The 15,981-nt window shown below is 61.0% G+C and carries 15 protein-coding genes and 1 tRNA gene; all 16 read right to left on the bottom strand.

Translation table 11 applies throughout. The annotated features are described in order from the left end of the window. The 16 genes from nuoH to AC1DMA_RS12130 all read right to left on the bottom strand — a co-directional run bounded on the left by nuoH (position 1) and on the right by AC1DMA_RS12130 (position 15,861). Entirely contained in the window at positions 1-1,077 is a 1,077-nt protein-coding gene (gene nuoH / locus AC1DMA_RS12205; RefSeq protein ID WP_478123908.1) for an NADH-quinone oxidoreductase subunit NuoH, read from the bottom strand. Then, positions 1,074-3,227 (bottom strand): NADH-quinone oxidoreductase subunit NuoG, encoded by a 2,154-nt coding sequence (nuoG, locus tag AC1DMA_RS12200; RefSeq protein ID WP_478144346.1) that lies wholly within the window; start codon positions 3,225-3,227, stop codon positions 1,074-1,076. Before nuoG ends, nuoH begins: the two co-directional genes overlap by 4 nt. 22 nt (positions 3,228-3,249) lie before the next feature. After that, positions 3,250-4,590 carry an NADH-quinone oxidoreductase subunit NuoF gene (gene nuoF, locus AC1DMA_RS12195; protein ID WP_478123910.1) on the bottom strand — a complete coding sequence of 447 codons (1,341 nt, stop codon included), beginning with the start codon at positions 4,588-4,590 and terminating at the stop codon, positions 3,250-3,252. Continuing rightward, positions 4,590-5,120 carry an NADH-quinone oxidoreductase subunit NuoE family protein gene (locus AC1DMA_RS12190; protein WP_478123911.1) on the bottom strand — a complete coding sequence of 177 codons (531 nt, stop codon included), beginning with the start codon at positions 5,118-5,120 and terminating at the stop codon, positions 4,590-4,592. The genes nuoF and AC1DMA_RS12190 overlap by 1 nt, the downstream gene beginning before the upstream one ends. A gap of 8 nt (positions 5,121-5,128) precedes the next feature. Beyond that, positions 5,129-6,382, bottom strand: a complete 1,254-nt coding sequence (locus AC1DMA_RS12185; protein ID WP_478123912.1) for an NADH-quinone oxidoreductase subunit D — start codon at positions 6,380-6,382, stop codon at positions 5,129-5,131. Next, entirely contained in the window at positions 6,382-6,990 is a 609-nt protein-coding gene (locus AC1DMA_RS12180) for an NADH-quinone oxidoreductase subunit C (protein ID WP_478123998.1), read from the bottom strand. Before AC1DMA_RS12180 ends, AC1DMA_RS12185 begins: the two co-directional genes overlap by 1 nt. Positions 6,991-7,001: 11 nt before the next feature. Next, complete coding sequence (locus AC1DMA_RS12175; protein WP_012748606.1) at positions 7,002-7,481, bottom strand: NuoB/complex I 20 kDa subunit family protein; 480 nt, start codon at positions 7,479-7,481, stop codon at positions 7,002-7,004. A 15-nt stretch (positions 7,482-7,496) separates the two neighbouring features. Continuing rightward, positions 7,497-7,856 (bottom strand): NADH-quinone oxidoreductase subunit A, encoded by a 360-nt coding sequence (locus tag AC1DMA_RS12170; RefSeq protein ID WP_478103536.1) that lies wholly within the window; start codon positions 7,854-7,856, stop codon positions 7,497-7,499. Positions 7,857-7,914: 58 nt separating this feature from the next. Beyond that, positions 7,915-7,999 (bottom strand) — tRNA-Leu (locus AC1DMA_RS12165). Positions 8,000-8,116: 117 nt separating this feature from the next. Next, complete coding sequence (secG, locus tag AC1DMA_RS12160; protein WP_478123914.1) at positions 8,117-8,542, bottom strand: preprotein translocase subunit SecG; 426 nt, start codon at positions 8,540-8,542, stop codon at positions 8,117-8,119. A gap of 35 nt (positions 8,543-8,577) precedes the next feature. Further along, the gene (gene tpiA, locus AC1DMA_RS12155) at positions 8,578-9,324 is read right to left on the bottom strand and encodes a triose-phosphate isomerase (protein WP_478123915.1); all 747 of its coding nucleotides are present in this window, start codon (positions 9,322-9,324) and stop codon (positions 8,578-8,580) included. Between the two features lie 11 nt (positions 9,325-9,335). After that, positions 9,336-10,334 carry an NAD(P)H-quinone oxidoreductase gene (locus tag AC1DMA_RS12150; protein ID WP_478144345.1) on the bottom strand — a complete coding sequence of 333 codons (999 nt, stop codon included), beginning with the start codon at positions 10,332-10,334 and terminating at the stop codon, positions 9,336-9,338. Between the two features lie 83 nt (positions 10,335-10,417). Further along, a complete protein-coding gene (gene pnp / locus AC1DMA_RS12145; protein ID WP_478123917.1) occupies positions 10,418-12,727 on the bottom strand; it encodes a polyribonucleotide nucleotidyltransferase in 2,310 nt (769 codons plus the stop codon). Between the two features lie 219 nt (positions 12,728-12,946). Further along, positions 12,947-13,213: a 30S ribosomal protein S15 gene (rpsO, locus tag AC1DMA_RS12140; protein ID WP_056579564.1), complete on the bottom strand. Its 267-nt coding sequence runs from the start codon at positions 13,211-13,213 to the stop codon at positions 12,947-12,949. 183 nt (positions 13,214-13,396) lie between these two features. After that, a complete protein-coding gene (locus AC1DMA_RS12135; RefSeq protein WP_478144644.1) occupies positions 13,397-14,584 on the bottom strand; it encodes a pyridoxal phosphate-dependent aminotransferase in 1,188 nt (395 codons plus the stop codon). Continuing rightward, entirely contained in the window at positions 14,581-15,861 is a 1,281-nt protein-coding gene (locus tag AC1DMA_RS12130; protein WP_478144344.1) for a branched-chain amino acid ABC transporter substrate-binding protein, read from the bottom strand. Before AC1DMA_RS12130 ends, AC1DMA_RS12135 begins: the two co-directional genes overlap by 4 nt. Between the last annotated feature and the right edge of the window lie 120 nt (positions 15,862-15,981).

Below are 15,981 nucleotides of genomic sequence, written 5' to 3'. Positions count from 1 at the left end.
TTACTTCCAGATGTTGAATGGGGTCTGCATCCACGCGCCGACCACCACCAGCCACACCAGGGTGACAGGAATGAAAATTTTCCAACCGAGCCGCATGATCTGGTCATAGCGGAAGCGCGGGAACGTCGAACGAACCCACAGGAACATGGTGACCACGCAGAAGGTCTTGATGCCCAGCCAGATCCAGCCTGGAATAAACGACAGGAAGTCGAACGGAGGCAGCCAGCCGCCCAGGAACAGGACCGCGCACAGGATCGAGACGAGCCACATGTTGGCGTATTCGGCCAGGAAGAACATGGCAAAGCTCATGCCCGAGTACTCGATCATGTGACCGGCAACGATTTCGGATTCGCCTTCAACGACGTCGAAAGGATGGCGATTGGTCTCTGCCAAACCCGAAATGAAGTACACAACAAAAATCGGGAGCAAGGACAGCCAGTTCCACGACAAGAACCCGATGCCCATGGAAGCAAAATGCCCCCTGCCCTGCCCCGTCACGATGTCGGTCATGTTGAGGCTCGCAGACACCATGAGCACGACCACGAAGCAGAAGCCCATCGCGATTTCGTAGCTAACCATTTGCGCCGACGCGCGGAGCGCACCCAAAAAGGCGTACTTCGAATTCGAGGCCCAACCCGCAATGATTACGCCGTAGACTTCCAGCGAGGTGATCGCCATGACGAACAGAAGTCCGGCATTGATGTTGGCAAGAGCAACCTCGGGGCCGAAGGGAATGACCGCCCAGGCCGCCAGCGCCGGCATGATCGTCATGATCGGGCCGAGCAGGAACAGGCCCTTGTTTGCCACCGTCGGGAGAATGATTTCCTTCGTGAGCAGCTTGAGCGCATCGGCAATCGGCTGCAGCAGGCCCAGCGGACCCGTACGGTTCGGGCCGATGCGGATTTGCGTAAAGCCGATGGCCTTTCGCTCCCACAGCGTCAGATAGGCAACCGCCCCCATGAGCGGCACCACGACGACGATGATCTTGATCAGAGTCCAGACCACGGGCCAGGCAAGGCCCGTCCACCATCCTGCGGACACGAGCCCAAGGCCAAAACCGTGAAGCGTGTCGATCATGCGAGCGCCTCCTCAGCGGTCGACGCTTTCGCAAGGCGCGCATCGGCGGTGAGTTGCAGCGATGGCGCGCGGCGAACAATGGAGTCGAGCTGGTAGATGCTTGCAACGACAGGGGCTGCCTCAGCCGCTTCGCCCGGCGTCGTCGTTGGCGCGGAGGTCGCGTTGCTCAGCTTGTCCGCGGGCACCTGGCCCGACAAACCGATGTCGGCCATCACCTCGTTTGTGGATTCGAATGCGAAACCCGGAAGGCCCAGAAGGTTGGCCAGCACGCGCAACACCTTCCAGGCCGGCCGTGCTTCGCCCAATGGCTTCACGACTGCGTGGAAGCTCTGAATCCGGCCCTCGGCATTCACGAAAGTACCAGGCGTTTCTGTAAACGGCGCGATCGGCAGAAGGACGTCGCTGAATTCGAGGTTGGCCTTGAAGGGGCTCAGCGTCACAACCATTTGTGCGCGCGCAAGCCCCTCGTCGGCTGCAGCACCTGCGGCCGAGTCGAATACCGGCTCGGTGTTCAGCAACAACGCAGCCTTGAGTCCACCGGCCAGCATCTGGCCTGCATTCAGGCCTCCCGCCTTGGGCATGGCGCCAATCAGTTGCGCGCCCACTGTGTTGGCTGCCTCCGTCAGGAAACCGACGCTTGCGCCAGTCTGAGAGCCGATCCAGTTCGCCAACGCGAGCAACGTGCTTGCCTGCGCGTGGTGTGCCACTGCATTGCCAAGAAGAATGGCCTTGCGCTCGCCACTGAGCAACGAGGCGGCAATGGACTTGGCGGCATCGCTGGCGGCGCCGCTCGTACCGGCCGGCGCGGCTGCGCCCGTGCTTTCGGCGATCGCGGCAGCAATTCCTGTCAGCGCATCTACCCAACCGCTGGCGGCAACGCGAATGACGTTGGCGACGGGCATGGCCCACGCGTCGGCGTCTGCGAACAGGTCCGACGACGTGACCGCACTCAGTGCACCGCCTTTGCGCACGGCCTGTCGAATGCGCTGTGCAAACAGAGGGTGGTCCTTGCGCAGGTTGGAGCCGACCACCAGTACGCTTTGCAGCAGCGACAACGAGGCGATCGAGGTTCCGAGCCAGCGTACGCCTTCAAATGCCGTGAAGTCGGCATTGCGCAGGCGATAGTCGATGTTATCGCTGCCCAGCCCCTGCGTCAGCAACTTGGCCAGGTGCAACTCTTCGAGTGTGCTGTGCGGGCTGACCAGGGTTCCGATGCTCTGCGCACCATGATCGGCCTTGATCTGCTTCAACCCATTGGCCACGTATTCCAGCGCAGTCTGCCAGTCAACCTGTTGCCATTGGCCGCCTTGCTTGAGCATGGGCTGCGTGAGCCGCTCGGAGCCGTTCAGCGCTTCATACGAGAACCGATCGCGGTCGGCGATCCAGCATTCGTTCACGTCCTCGTTTTCGAGCGGGACAACGCGCATCACCCGGTTGTTCTTGACCTGAACGATCAGGTTGGCGCCGGTGGAATCGTGCGGGCTCACGGATTTGCGGCGCGAGAGCTCCCATGTACGTGCGCTGTACCGGAAGGGCTTGCTCGTGAGCGCGCCAACCGGGCAGATGTCGATCATGTTGCCCGAGAGTTCAGAATCCACCGAGTCACCAAGGAAGGTCTCGATCTCCGCGTGTTCGCCGCGGTTCGACATGCCGAGTTCCATCACGCCGGCGACTTCCTGGCCGAAGCGGACGCAGCGCGTGCAATGGATGCAGCGGGTCATCTCTTCCATGCTGATGAGCGGACCAACATCCTTGTGGAACACGACGCGCTTTTCTTCCTCGTAGCGCGAGGAAGAACCACCATAGCCCACCGCCAGATCCTGGAGCTGACACTCGCCGCCCTGGTCGCAGATCGGGCAATCCAGCGGGTGGTTGATGAGGAGGAACTCCATCACCGACTGCTGAGCCTTGATGGCCTTGTCGCTCTTTGTGCGGACGATCATCCCCTGCGTCACGGGCGTGGCGCAGGCCGGCATCGGCTTCGGCGCCTTTTCGACGTCGACTAGGCACATCCGGCAGTTGGCCGCAATGCTGAGCTTCTTGTGATAGCAGAAGTGCGGGATGTATGTGCCCGCCTTGTCGGCCGCATGCATCACCATGCTGCCTTCGGTCACTTCGACCTTCTTGCCGTCCAGTTCGATTTCAACCATATATGTTGCGTTCTTCTTGCGCTCAGGCCTTGACAGGCGCCTTCGGGACATACCCCGGGATCAGGGCCTCGAACTCATGGCGAAAGTGCTTGATCATGGCCCGCACGGGCATTGCGGCGGCATCGCCCAGCGCGCAAATTGTGCGGCCCTGGATGTTGTCGGCGACAGAATTCAGCAGGTCCATGTCCGAAGCCTTGCCGTGGCCGTTGTGAATCCGGTCGACCACGCGCCAGAGCCAGCCAGTGCCCTCGCGACACGGCGTGCACTGCCCACAGGACTCATGCATATAGAAGTAAGACAGGCGCTTGAGGGATTCCACCATCGAACGGCTGTCGTCCATCACGATGACCGCACCGGAGCCCAGCATCGACCCTGCCTTCGCGATGGAGTCGTAGTCCATCGTGCACTCCATCATGATCGAAGCAGGCAGCACCGGTGCCGACGAACCGCCAGGAATCACCGCCTTGAGCTGACGCCCCTTGCGCACACCGCCGGCCAATTCGAGCAACTTTGCGAACGGCGTACCCATCGGCACTTCGTAGTTACCGGGCAGTTCGACGTCGCCGCTGACTGAATAGATCTTGGTGCCACCATTGTTGGGCTTGCCGCATTCCAGATACGCGGGGCCGCCGTTGTTGATGATCCAGGGCACCGCCGCGAAGGTTTCGGTGTTGTTGATCGTCGTCGGCTTGCCATAGAGTCCGAAGCTCGCCGGGAACGGCGGCTTGAAGCGCGGCTGCCCCTTCTTGCCTTCGAGTGACTCGAGGAGCGCGGTTTCCTCACCACAGATATAGGCGCCAAAACCGTGAGCGGCATGGAGCTGGAAGTTGTAGCTGCTGCCCATGATGCCATCGCCGAGATAGCCGGCGGCACGCGCTTCTTCGAGGGCCTCCTCGAACCGTTCATAGGTCTGGAAGATCTCGCCGTGGATGTAGTTGTAACCCACGCTGATGCCCATCGCGTAGGCGGCAATGGCCATGCCTTCGATGACGATGTGCGGGTTGTACTGAAGGATGTCGCGGTCCTTGCACGTACCTGGCTCACCCTCATCGGAATTGCAGACCAAATATTTCTGCCCCGGGAACTGCCGGGGCATGAAGCTCCACTTGAGTCCCGTCGGAAAACCGGCACCACCGCGGCCGCGCAAACCTGACGCCTTCACCTCGGCAATCACCTGATCGGGCGTCATGCCTTCGCTCAGGATTTTGCGCAGCGCCTTGTAGCCGCCTCGCGCCTCGTAGTCCGCCAGCCGCCAGTTGGTGCCGTTCAGGCCCGCGTAGATCTGCGGCTCGATGTGACGATCATGAAAGCAGGTCTGAACGCCTGTCGCCTGAAACTGCGACAGCACTTGTTCGGGCGACATCATTGCGTTCCCTTTGTGGTGGAGCTGCGCAGGCCGTCGATCAGTTGATCCAGCTTTTCGTTGCTCATGAAGCTGCACATGGTGCGATCGTTGACGAGCATGACCGGCGAATCTGCGCATGCCCCCAGGCATTCGCTTTGCTGCAGGGTGAACATGCCATCGGCGGTTGTCTCGCCCATCTGGATGCCGAGCTTCTTCTCGAGATGCGCAAGCGCGACGGCGCCGTCACGCAACTGGCACGGGAGATTGGTGCAGACGTTGAGCTTGAACTTGCCCACCGGCCGGTGGTTGTACATGTTGTAGAACGTCGTCACTTCGTGCACGGCGATGGGCGCCATGCCGAGATAGGCAGCGATCTCACGTTCGCGCGCTTCGCTGATGTAGCCCTCATCCTCTTGCACGATCGCAAGACAGGCCATCACGGCAGACTGCTTGCCTGCGGGCGGGTATTTGGCAACCTCGCGCGCAAAGCGATCCAGCGTCGCGGCGGACAGCGGGGCCTGGTGAATCTGAGTGGTGTCGGAAGTCATGAATGCACTCACCTGTCGATTTCGCCGAACACGATGTCCATCGTGCCTATCACGGCGACCGCGTCGGCAATCATGTGTCCACGAGACATTTCGTCCAGAGCCGCGAGGTGGGGGAAGCCCGGCGCACGGATCTTGAGGCGATACGGCTTGTTCGCGCCGTCACTGACGAGATAGATCCCGAACTCGCCCTTCGGGTGCTCGACGGCGGCATACGCCTCACCTTCGGGAACGTGGAAGCCTTCGGTGAAGAGTTTGAAATGGTGGATCAACTCCTCCATGTTCGCCTTCATCGATTCGCGCGCTGGCGCGGCAACCTTGTGGTTGTCGGTGATCACCGGGCCCGGGTTCGCACGCAGCCATGCCGAGCATTGCTGAATGATGCGGTTGGCTTGGCGCATCTCTTCGACCCGCACAAGATAGCGGTCGTAGCAGTCACCGGTCTTGCCGACCGGCACGTCGAATTCCATTCGGTCATAGACGTCGTAGGGCTGCTTTTTGCGCAGGTCCCATTCGATGCCGGAGCCGCGCAGCATCGGGCCCGTAAAGCCGAGGTTCAGAGCCCGCTCAGGCGACACCACGCCGATACCGACGGTGCGCTGCTTCCAGATCCGGTTGTCGGTGAGCAGCGTCTCGTACTCGTCGACCATCTTCGGAAAACGCTTGCAGAAGTCGTCAACGAAGTCCAGCATCGAACCGCGGCGGTTTTCGTTGAGCCGCTCGATGGCCTTCGCGTTTTTGATCTTGCTCGCCTTGTACTGCGGCATCGAGTCTGGCAAATCGCGATAGACGCCGCCTGGACGAAAGTAAGCCGCATGCATGCGTGCACCCGACACAGCTTCGTACAAATCGAACAAATCTTCCCGCTCGCGAAAGCAGTAGATGAGCATGTTCATCGCGCCGCAGTCGAGCCCGTGCGCGCCCAACCACAGCAAGTGATTCAGCAGGCGCGTGATCTCGGCGAACATGACGCGGATGTATTGCGCGCGGATGGGCACCTCGAGGCCCATCAGGCGCTCGATGGCAAGGCAGTACGCATGCTCGTTGCTCATCATCGACACGTAGTCGAGACGATCCATATAGGGCAACGACTGGATGAACGTGCGCGACTCCGCGAGCTTTTCGGTGGCGCGATGAAGAAGCCCGATATGCGGATCTGCGCGCTGAATGACTTCGCCATCCAACTCCAGCACGAGTCGCAATACCCCGTGCGCTGCGGGGTGCTGGGGCCCGAAGTTGAGCGTGTAGTTTTTGATTTCGGCCATCAGTGCAATCCGCCGTAGTTGTCTTCGCGAATAACCCTGGGCGTGATTTCGCGCGGCTCGATCGAAACCGGCTGATAGATCACGCGCTTCTGCTCGGGGTCGTAGCGCATCTCGACGTGACCGGAGACAGGGAAATCCTTGCGGAAAGGATGCCCGATGAAACCGTAGTCAGTCAGAAGTCGACGCAGGTCGTCGTGACCTTCAAAGACGATTCCGTAAAGATCAAAGGCTTCGCGCTCGAACCAACCCGCAGCATTCCAGACGCTCGTCAGGGAATCGACCACAGGCAAGTCTTCATTCGGCACGAACACTTTGAGGCGGACGCGTTGATTGAGACTGACCGAAAGCAAATGGGATACCACGCAGAAACGCTCGCCCTGCCATTCGCCATCGCGATAGCCGGAATAGTCCATGCCGCAAAGATCCATGAGTTGCTCGAACCGACAGCCGGGTGCATCGCGAAGCAGAGTCGCAACAGCCAGGTAATCAGCAGCATCCACAACGGCCGTCACCTCGCCAAGCGCGAGCGTGACGCTCTTTGCTTTGGAGCCAAGGGTTTCGGAAATCTGGGTGCGAAGCGCTTCGGGAGAGATGGCGAAATCAGTCATCGTCTTTCGCTTCAGGCGCGCGCAATGGTGTTGGTACGACGAATCTTTTGCTGGAGTTGAATCACCCCGTACAAGAGAGCCTCGGCAGTCGGCGGGCAACCAGGAACATAGACATCTACCGGCACGATGCGGTCACATCCACGCACAACCGAATAGCTGTAGTGGTAGTAGCCGCCGCCATTGGCGCACGAACCCATCGAGAGAACCCAACGCGGCTCCGGCATCTGGTCGTAGACCTTCCGCAACGCAGGCGCCATCTTGTTGCACAGCGTACCAGCCACGATCATCAGGTCGGACTGGCGCGGGCTGGGGCGAAACAACATGCCAAAGCGGTCGATGTCATAGCGGGCAGCTCCCGCATGCATCATCTCAACAGCACAGCAGGCCAGACCAAAGGTCATGGGCCATAGAGATCCAGTCTTGGCCCAGTTCACCACGGAATCGTATGTCGTGGTGACGAAGCCTTCCTTCATGACGCCTTCAATGGCCATTTTCGGGATTCCTTGTCATTCCCAGTCGAGCGCACCCTTTTTCCACTCGTAGGCGAACCCTACGACGAGGATGGCGAGAAATATCATCATCGCCCAGAAGCCGACCGCACCAATCTCCTTGAGCGCAATAGCCCATGGAAAGAGAAATGCAATTTCGAGATCAAAAAGGATGAAGAGAATGGCGACGAGGTAGTACCGTACGTCGAACTTCATCCGGGCGTCTTCGAAAGCTTCAAAGCCGCATTCGTAGGGGGAATTTTTTTGAGCATCAGGCCGGTTCGGGCCGAGGATGTAGCCCAGAACCTGAGGTGCGACGCCGACACCGACACCGACCAGAATGAACAACAGGACGGGGAGGTAGGAATCGAGGTTCATCAGGGGGCTCTATCACCGCTTGCCACTGGCAAGGAGCAGGATCCTTGCCAGTGAGATTTGGTGCGGTCGGCGAGACTCGAACTCGCACAGCTTTCGCCACTACCCCCTCAAGATAGCGTGTCTACCAATTTCACCACGACCGCGGTTTTGTCTGTCCGAATGGCATGAGGAACCCAAAGGCTTTGGCTTTCCGGAACAGCTTTAGAGTTTACCCTGAAAAAGTACCGTTTTCAGCCAACGGCACAGAGATCACAACAGCTTTATTTGCTCGGGATCTGAGCGGCGCCTGAAGCAGGTGCAGCTGGCGCCGTTGGGGGGGCGCCGGTCGCTGGTGCAGCAGGCGCGCTGCCCGACGGGATCTCCGCAGGCGACGCGGGAGCAGCCGGAGCCGGTGCTGGCGCGGGTGCGACCGCAGCGCGCTCGAGCAGGCTGCCGCCGCCCGCCGGGCGCGCATGACCGAAATACGCGAGCAGCAACGTGCATGCAAAGAATACGACCGCCAGCACCGCGGTCGTCCGAGACAGGAAGTTCGCGCTGCCGCTCGCACCGAACAAGCTGCCAGCGCTTCCGCTGCCAAACGCGGCGCCCATGTCCGCGCCCTTGCCGTGCTGGACCAGGATCAGGCCAATCATCGCCAAGGCCGTAAGCATCTGCACGCCTACCAAGATATTAAGGACCACATTCATTCGTTTTAACTCCTAATTGTTTGGGCGCACGTCGATCACGCGGCGGCGATGATCTGCAGAAAATCGGGGGCTTTGAGCGACGCGCCGCCGATCAAGCCGCCGTCGATGTCGGGCTGCGCGAGCAACTCGGCTGCGTTGCCCGCGTTCATGCTTCCTCCGTAGAGGATCCGGATATCGCTCGCGTGTTCGCTCGCCGCATGGTGGAGTTGCGCGCGCAGCAGCGCATGCACTGCCTGCGCCTGCTCCGGCGTGGCTGTCTTGCCTGTGCCAATGGCCCAGACGGGCTCGTAAGCCACCACGATTTCGCTGATGCAATGGCCATTCACATGAATCACCGCGGCCAATTGACGCTTGACGACTTCTTCGGTCTCTCCTGCTTCGCGCTGTGCAAGCGTTTCACCGACGCAGACGACGGGAGTGACTCCATTCGCCAGCGCGATGGCCGTTTTTGCAGCAACCAACTCATCCGTCTCGCTGTGATATTGACGACGTTCCGAGTGTCCAACGATGACGTAGCGGACGCCGAATTCCTTCAACATCGCAACCGACTGTTCGCCGGTGAAGGCTCCCTGCGGTTGCGCCGACACATCCTGCGCACCCAACGCCAAGGGCGAACCGGTAACGAGCGACTGAACCTGTGCCAGATACGGCGCCGGCACACATACTGCAACATCGCATGCAGGTGCATGGAGACCCTGCACCAATGCCTTCACGAGCGCCTCGTTGGCCGCAAGGCTGCCGTTCATCTTCCAGTTGCCCGCGATCAGCTTTCTCTTTTTCATTTCTCTCTTGCTCACCAGGTCAGCACGATCTTGCCGATGTGCTGGTTGGATTCCATCAGAGTGTGCGCCTGTGCGGCACCGCTTGGCTCGCCATCGGCGGCGAAGCTACTGTGGATCACCGGCTTGACCGCGCCATCCTCAAGCAGAGGCCACACCTTCTCTCGCAGCGCTTTGGCAATCGCTCCCTTGAATGCGATTGGCCGGGGACGAAGAGTCGAGCCAGTGATGGTGAGGCGCTTGCGCAAAACCAGGCCGGCGTTGAACTCGCTATTTACACCCCCCTGCACCGCAATGATGACCAAGCGACCGTCTTCGGCCAGGCATTCGATTTCTCGCGTCACATAGTTGCCGGCAACCATATCGAGAACCACGTCGACGCCCTTGCCGCCCGTGAGACGCTTAGCCTCTTCGACGAAGTCTGCAGTCTTGTAGTTGATCGCGTGATCAGCGCCGAGCTTTCTGCAAGCATCGCACTTCTCATCGCTGCCTGCCGTCACGATCACCGTGGCGCCCAGCGCCTTGCCAAGTTGAATCGCCGTGACGCCAATGCCGCTCGAGCCGCCTTGAATCAGCAAGGTTTCGCCCTTCTGCAGACGGCCGCGCTCGAACACATTGCTCCAGACGGTGAAGAATGTCTCCGGCAGGGTGGCGGCTTCGATGTCGGTCCAGCCCCGGGGAACGGGCAGGCATTGCGCCACGGGAGCGACGCACAGCTCGGCATAGCCACCGCCAGYGATCAGCGCGCAAACGTGATCGCCGACCTTCAAGCCTGCGTCTGCGAGAGCGCTTGGGTCGCCGGCCACGATTTCGCCGGCGACTTCAAGCCCGGGCAGATCCGATGCACCTGGAGGCACCGGATAGTGGCCCATTCGCTGCAGCACGTCCGGACGATTCACGCCGCTTGCGGCCACGCGAATGAGTAGTTCGCCCTCGCCCGCTACGGGCGCCGGACGCTCCACCATGCGAAGCACCTCTGGGGTTCCGAACGATGTGATCTCAATGGCTTTCATGGTCTTTCCGACGAGTGCGAGCCAACGTCCGGCTGCGCATGATCAGGAAGCACGACAGCGGCTCGTGCCGCCATCGCACCTCATCAGGCTTGGTTGTCGCCGCGATTCGCCTCTTGCACGGGGGCCTGTTCGGCCACTGGCTCAGCCTGTTCGCCAGCACGCTCGTTGTTCTCGAAGCGCGGCGCGCGATCTGCACGTGGCGGACGATCGCCACGATCCGAACGCTCGCGGCGGTCACCGCGGTCGCCGCGATCACCACGGTCTTCACGCGGGGGACGCTCGCTGAACTCCATGCCGGCCGGACGCTCGGCCAGCGCCTTCATTGACAGCTTGACCCGGCCCTTTTCGTCGGTCTCGAGAACCTTGACCTTCACGATCTGGCCTTCGCTCAAATAGTCGGTCACCTTCTCCACGCGCTCGTGCGCGATCTGGCTGATGTGCAGCAGGCCGTCCTTGCCGGGCAGGAGGTTGATCAACGCGCCGAAGTCCAGGATCTTCGTGACCGGTCCTTCGTAGACCTTGCCGATTTCGACCTCGGCAGTGATCTGCTCGATGCGCTTCTTGGCCTCTTCGGCCTTCGCCGGATCCGTCGACGCGATGGTGATCGTGCCGTCTTCGTCGATATTGATTTGGGTGCCGGTCTCTTCGGTCAGCGCGCGGATCACGGAGCCGCCCTTGCCGATCACGTCGCGGATCTTTTCGGGATTAATCTTCATCGTGAAGAGGCGCGGCGCAAAGCTGGACACCTCCGCCTTGGCCTCGCCCATCGCTTCCTGCATCTTGCCGAGGATGTGCATGCGGGCTTCCTTGGCTTGCGCCAAAGCGACCTGCATGATTTCCTTGGTGATGCCCTGGATCTTGATGTCCATCTGAAGTGCGGTGATGCCGTTGGTCGTGCCGGCAACCTTGAAGTCCATGTCACCCAGGTGATCTTCATCGCCCAGGATATCGGTCAGCACGGCAAATCGGTTGTCTTCCTTGATCAGGCCCATGGCAATGCCGGCCACGTGCGCCTTCATGGGCACGCCTGCATCCATCATCGAGAGGCAGCCGCCGCAGACTGAAGCCATCGATGAAGAACCGTTGGACTCGGTAATCTCCGAAACGACCCGAACCGTGTAGGGGAACTCTTCCTTGCTGGGGAGGCACGCAACCAGTGCGCGCTTCGCAAGTCGGCCATGGCCGATTTCGCGGCGCTTTGTCGAGCCCATGCGACCAACTTCGCCAGTTGCGAAGGGAGGCATGTTGTAGTGGAACAGGAAGCGGTCTTCGTATTCGCCAGCCAGGGCGTCGATGCGCTGCGCGTCACGCTCGGTTCCAAGAGTGGTCACGACCAGCGCCTGGGTCTCGCCACGGGTGAACAGCGCAGAACCGTGCGTGCGCGGCAGCACGCTGTTGCGGATCTCGATCGGGCGCACGGTTCGCGTATCGCGACCGTCGATGCGGGGTTCGCCAGCGAGGATCTGGCCGCGCACGATCTTCGATTCGATGCTGAACAGCAGGTCGTTGACCTTGCCGGCATCGAAAGGCTCACCGCTTTGCTTGAGTGCGTCCATGACACTGGCGTTGGCCTCGCGCAGTGCTTGCGTGCGGGCTTGCTTGCTGCGGATCTGGTAGACGGCGCGGAGTTTTTCTTCAGCCAGGCCCTTGACCTTGGCGACGAAGCCTTCGTCTTCAGCAGGCGGCTGCCAGTCCCACACGGGCTTACCGGCGTCGCGCACGAGCTCATGGATCGCGTTGATCGCGATGTTGGCTTGTTCGTGGCCGAACACCACACCGCCGAGCATCACTTCTTCGCTCAGTTGCAGGGCTTCGGATTCGACCATGAGCACGGCCGCTTCAGTTCCGGCGACGACCAGATCCATCTGCGAATCCTTGCGCGCGGTCTGGCCGGGGTTGAGCACGTACTGGCCATTGATATAGCCCACACGTGCGGCGCCGATGGGGCCGCTGAAAGGGATACCGGAGACCGACAGAGCGGCGCTCACAGCGACCATGGCAGCGATGTCGGCGTCGACTTCGGGGTTGAGCGAGAGCGTGTGGATCACCACGTGCACTTCGTTCAGGAACCCTTCGGGAAACAGCGGACGAATGGGGCGATCGATCAGGCGCGAAGTGAGCGTTTCGTGCTCGCTGGGCTTGGCTTCCCGCTTGAAGAAGCTGCCGGGGATCTTGCCGGCTGCGTAGGTTTTCTCGATGTAATCGACGGTCAGGGGGAAGAAGTCCTGGCCAGGCTTGGCCGATTTCGATGCAACCACAGTTGCGAGAACGACGGTGCCTTCGATGTCTACAGTGACGGCGCCGGTAGCCTGGCGAGCGATCTCGCCAGTTTCCATGACGACGGTCTTGCCGCCCCACTGGAAGGACTTGGTGACTTTGTTGAAGAGGCTCATGTTTAGCTCCTGTTTTTATCGGCGGATCGACGGGTGATGGTCACGGGTCGCCGCAGGGACGGAGCGCTTTTCAGAACACGATGCCATTCCAGAGAAGCTCGGCGGAACTTCGTTGGAATGACACAGCTTCGCTCTGTTCGGCACTCCAGAAACGATTCGCGAAGTAAAAAACGCCTGAGCTAGCGGACTAACCCAGGCGTTCTTTCATGCGATTCGGTTTTACTTGCGCAGACCCAGCTTGGCGATCAGCGCGGTGTAACGTTCGGCGTCCTTGGACTTCAGATAGTCCAACAACTTGCGACGGCGGCTCACCATGCGCAGAAGGCCGCGACGACCATGGTGGTCCTTGGCGTGCGTCTTGAAGTGTGGGGTGAGTTCGTTGATACGGGCGGTCAGCAGTGCGACTTGCACTTCCGGGCTACCGGTGTCGTTGGCGGCGCGGGCATTGTCCTTGACAACTTCGGCCTTGATGGAGGCTGCGATCATTTGATTTTCCTGTTCCGGGATGTTTGACTTGCGGTACGCGCTGGAACTGCCCATACCGTGCGCCTTGCGGTATGCAAAGCGGGGGGATTATAGCTCGCCCCCAGGCTCGCGCACTTCGTGTCGCTCTCCACCCCCTACCCGGGGGCAATACCAGCGGCCCGGCCAAGCCGGTTCCGCGTTATTTCACGACTTTCGTTGGTTAGCCAGCCAACTTTTCAGGCGGTCTACGCCCTCGACCAGGCGGTGCTTGTCCTTGGAGGCGAAGCACCAGCGGAGCCAGCCTTGGGCTTCGGGGGCGAAGGCGTTGCCGGGGGCAWGGCCAAGGCCGGCCTCGGCGACAAGGCGCTTGGCGACTGCCAGGGAGTCGTCGAAGCCTTCCAGCTTGAAGAACGCGTACATGCCGCCGCGCGCGGGGGCGACCTCGACGCCCGGCAATGCGGCCAGCAATGGCACCAGGGTGTCTCGGCAGGATTTCAGGTGCGCGACAACTCGTGGAGTGATTTCGTCGGTGTGGGCCAACGCCGCGATCGCTGCACGCTGCGTGAAGACGCTGGCGCACGAGGTGTTGAATTCGATTAACTTGCCCATCCCCTCCATGAGCACGGGCGGCAAGACCAACCAGCCRAGCCTCCAGCCGGTCATCAGGAAGCTCTTGGAGAAGCTGTGGGCGACGATCAGGCGGTCGTCGGGCGCGGCGACGTCGAGAAAGCTGGGCGCGCACCGATTTGGGGCCTCTTCGTAGTAGAGGCGCTCGTAGACCTCATCCGAGAGGATCCACGTCCCCGTCGAGCGGCAATGCTTGAGGATTGCCTCCTGTTCCGGGCGGCTGAGAGTCCATCCGGTCGGATTGTTCGGCGCGTTGACGATGAGAAGCTTGGTGGCCGGCGTGATCGCGGCGCGTAGCGCGTCCAAGTCGAGGGTCCATTGCCCTCCCTTGGGCACCAACGAAACGCATCGGACGCGCGCCCCGAGGATCGCGGGCTGCGCCGTGAGATTCGGCCAGACGGGGGTGATGGCCACCACCTCGTCGCCCGCATCGATGAGCGCCTGCACCGCAAGCATCAGTGCATTGACCCCGCCCGAGGTGATGGCGATTCGCGACGACTCGATCCTGGGATGCAGACCGCTCATGTAGTGAGCTACCGCCTCGCGCAGCTCAGGCAGGCCGAGGTTGTGAGCATAGAAAGTCTCGCCGCGCTGCAGCGATTCGATGGCTGCCTGACGAATCACATCGGGAGTGACTTCGTCGCTTTCGCCGAACCAGAATGCGAGCACGTCGCTGCGGCCCAGGCCCGCATTCGCGACTTCGCGGATCTTGGAGGCTTCGAGGTTGTGGATGGCTTGGCGCACTGGCTTTTTCCTTGAATTCAGGGGCGTTGCATCTTGCAGCTGGTGGGCATCTCGGCGTTGCTGGCCGAAATTGTCTTGACGACGCGGAAACCATAACCAGACCCTTCCACGTCGAACTTGACGCCGGGCGCGCCCTGCCTGTCCATCATGCCGACGACCAGTGTCTGCTGGAACTGGTGGTCCTCGGCGCGCATGTGCCCGCTCTGGCCCGCGAAAGTGACGTGGGTCTTTTCGAGTGCACGGGCGACTGCCACGGTGTCCGTGGTTCCGGCACGCTCCATCGCCTGCGCCAAAGCTTCGATCATCAGCTGCATGCGCATGTGCACGTAGTCGTCGGAGGGGCTGGGAAAGCGCTCACGGAAGGACTTATAGAAGGCTTCCGACTGAGGTGTCTGCACGTTCGGCAGCCAATCCGCGACCGCAACGACACGGCCGACGCCCGCGTCGCCTATTGCCGCGGGAGCGCCAAGCGCGTTGCCATAGAAGGTATAGAAGGTGCCGTTGAAACCCGCCTCCCGCGCGGCTTTCACCAGCAATGTGAGGTCGTTTCCCCAATTGCCAGTGATGACGGCTTGCGCGCCGCTGGCAAGGATCTTGGCCGCATAGGGCGCGAAGTCCTTCACGCGCCCCATCGGATGCAATTCGTCGCCGACGATCTGCACATCCGGCCGCAGCTGAGCAAGCTGGCGCCGCGATTCGCGGAGCACCGACTGGCCGAAGCTGTAGTCCTGCCCGATCAGGTACACACGCTGCAGCCCTTTGTCCTCCCTGAGCACCTGCATCAACGCGGTGACACGCATGTCCGCGTGTGCGTCGAATCGGAAATGCCAGAAGCTGCAGCGCTCGTTGGTGAGGATCGGATCGACTGCCGAGTAGTTGAGGAAGAGCACGCGCTTCGAAGGGTTGCGCTCGTTGTTCTTGTCGATGGCATCGATGAGCGCAGCGGCGGTCGCGGACGAGTTGCCCTGCAGCACGATGCGGGCGCCGTCGTCCATCGCAGCGCGCAACGCGGACAGCGCTTCTTCGTTTTGTCCTTTGCTGTCATAGCGATCCAGCTGCAGGAGCCGTGCGCCACCGGGAAGCTTGACGCCACCACGCGCATTGACGCGCTCGACAGCCCACAGCAAATTGCGAAACACAGCCTCGCCTGTGTTGGCGAAAGGCCCGCTCATGCTCTCGATCAACGCCAGCCGGATGGGCTCCTGCGTCTTTGCATGGAGCGACGAAAGCGCGCTCGCGCCTAGCGCCGCCGCGACGAATTTCAAGGCCCTGCGACGCCAAATAAAGCTTGAGTTCATTGTCTTGAAAGCCTCATCACGATGCCTAGATGAGGTGGCATGCGGCACTTGTCTTGTTGAAACGCCGCGCAGTGTAAGGGACACACATTCTTGTCCTTGTCGTTTTGCTCAGGAGTCTTC

Source organism: Variovorax sp. 05N34 (assembly GCF_056397405.1).
The sequence above is the reverse complement of the archived record's forward strand: the minus strand, read 5'-3'. Positions and strand labels throughout refer to the sequence as shown.

Bases quoted from the DNA above. Each gene is read 5' to 3' on its own strand.
- pnp (WP_478123917.1), bottom strand. From the start codon at position 12,727: ATGAGCCTCTTCAACAAAGTCACCAAGTCCTTCCAGTGGGGCGGCAAG.
- nuoF (WP_478123910.1), bottom strand. From the start codon at position 4,590: ATGTCGCCCGAACAAGTGCTGTCGCAGTTTCAGGCGACAGGCGTTCAG.
- rpsO (WP_056579564.1), bottom strand. From the start codon at position 13,213: ATGATCGCAGCCTCCATCAAGGCCGAAGTTGTCAAGGACAATGCCCGC.
- AC1DMA_RS12175 (WP_012748606.1), bottom strand. From the start codon at position 7,481: ATGGCCATTGAAGGCGTCATGAAGGAAGGCTTCGTCACCACGACATAC.
- AC1DMA_RS12170 (WP_478103536.1), bottom strand. From the start codon at position 7,856: ATGAACCTCGATTCCTACCTCCCCGTCCTGTTGTTCATTCTGGTCGGT.
- nuoH (WP_478123908.1), bottom strand. From the start codon at position 1,077: ATGATCGACACGCTTCACGGTTTTGGCCTTGGGCTCGTGTCCGCAGGA.
- nuoG (WP_478144346.1), bottom strand. From the start codon at position 3,227: ATGGTTGAAATCGAACTGGACGGCAAGAAGGTCGAAGTGACCGAAGGC.
- secG (WP_478123914.1), bottom strand. From the start codon at position 8,542: ATGAATGTGGTCCTTAATATCTTGGTAGGCGTGCAGATGCTTACGGCC.
- AC1DMA_RS12130 (WP_478144344.1), bottom strand. From the start codon at position 15,861: ATGAACTCAAGCTTTATTTGGCGTCGCAGGGCCTTGAAATTCGTCGCG.
- AC1DMA_RS12185 (WP_478123912.1), bottom strand. From the start codon at position 6,382: ATGGCCGAAATCAAAAACTACACGCTCAACTTCGGGCCCCAGCACCCC.
- tpiA (WP_478123915.1), bottom strand. From the start codon at position 9,324: ATGAAAAAGAGAAAGCTGATCGCGGGCAACTGGAAGATGAACGGCAGC.
- AC1DMA_RS12180 (WP_478123998.1), bottom strand. From the start codon at position 6,990: ATGACTGATTTCGCCATCTCTCCCGAAGCGCTTCGCACCCAGATTTCC.
- AC1DMA_RS12190 (WP_478123911.1), bottom strand. From the start codon at position 5,120: ATGACTTCCGACACCACTCAGATTCACCAGGCCCCGCTGTCCGCCGCG.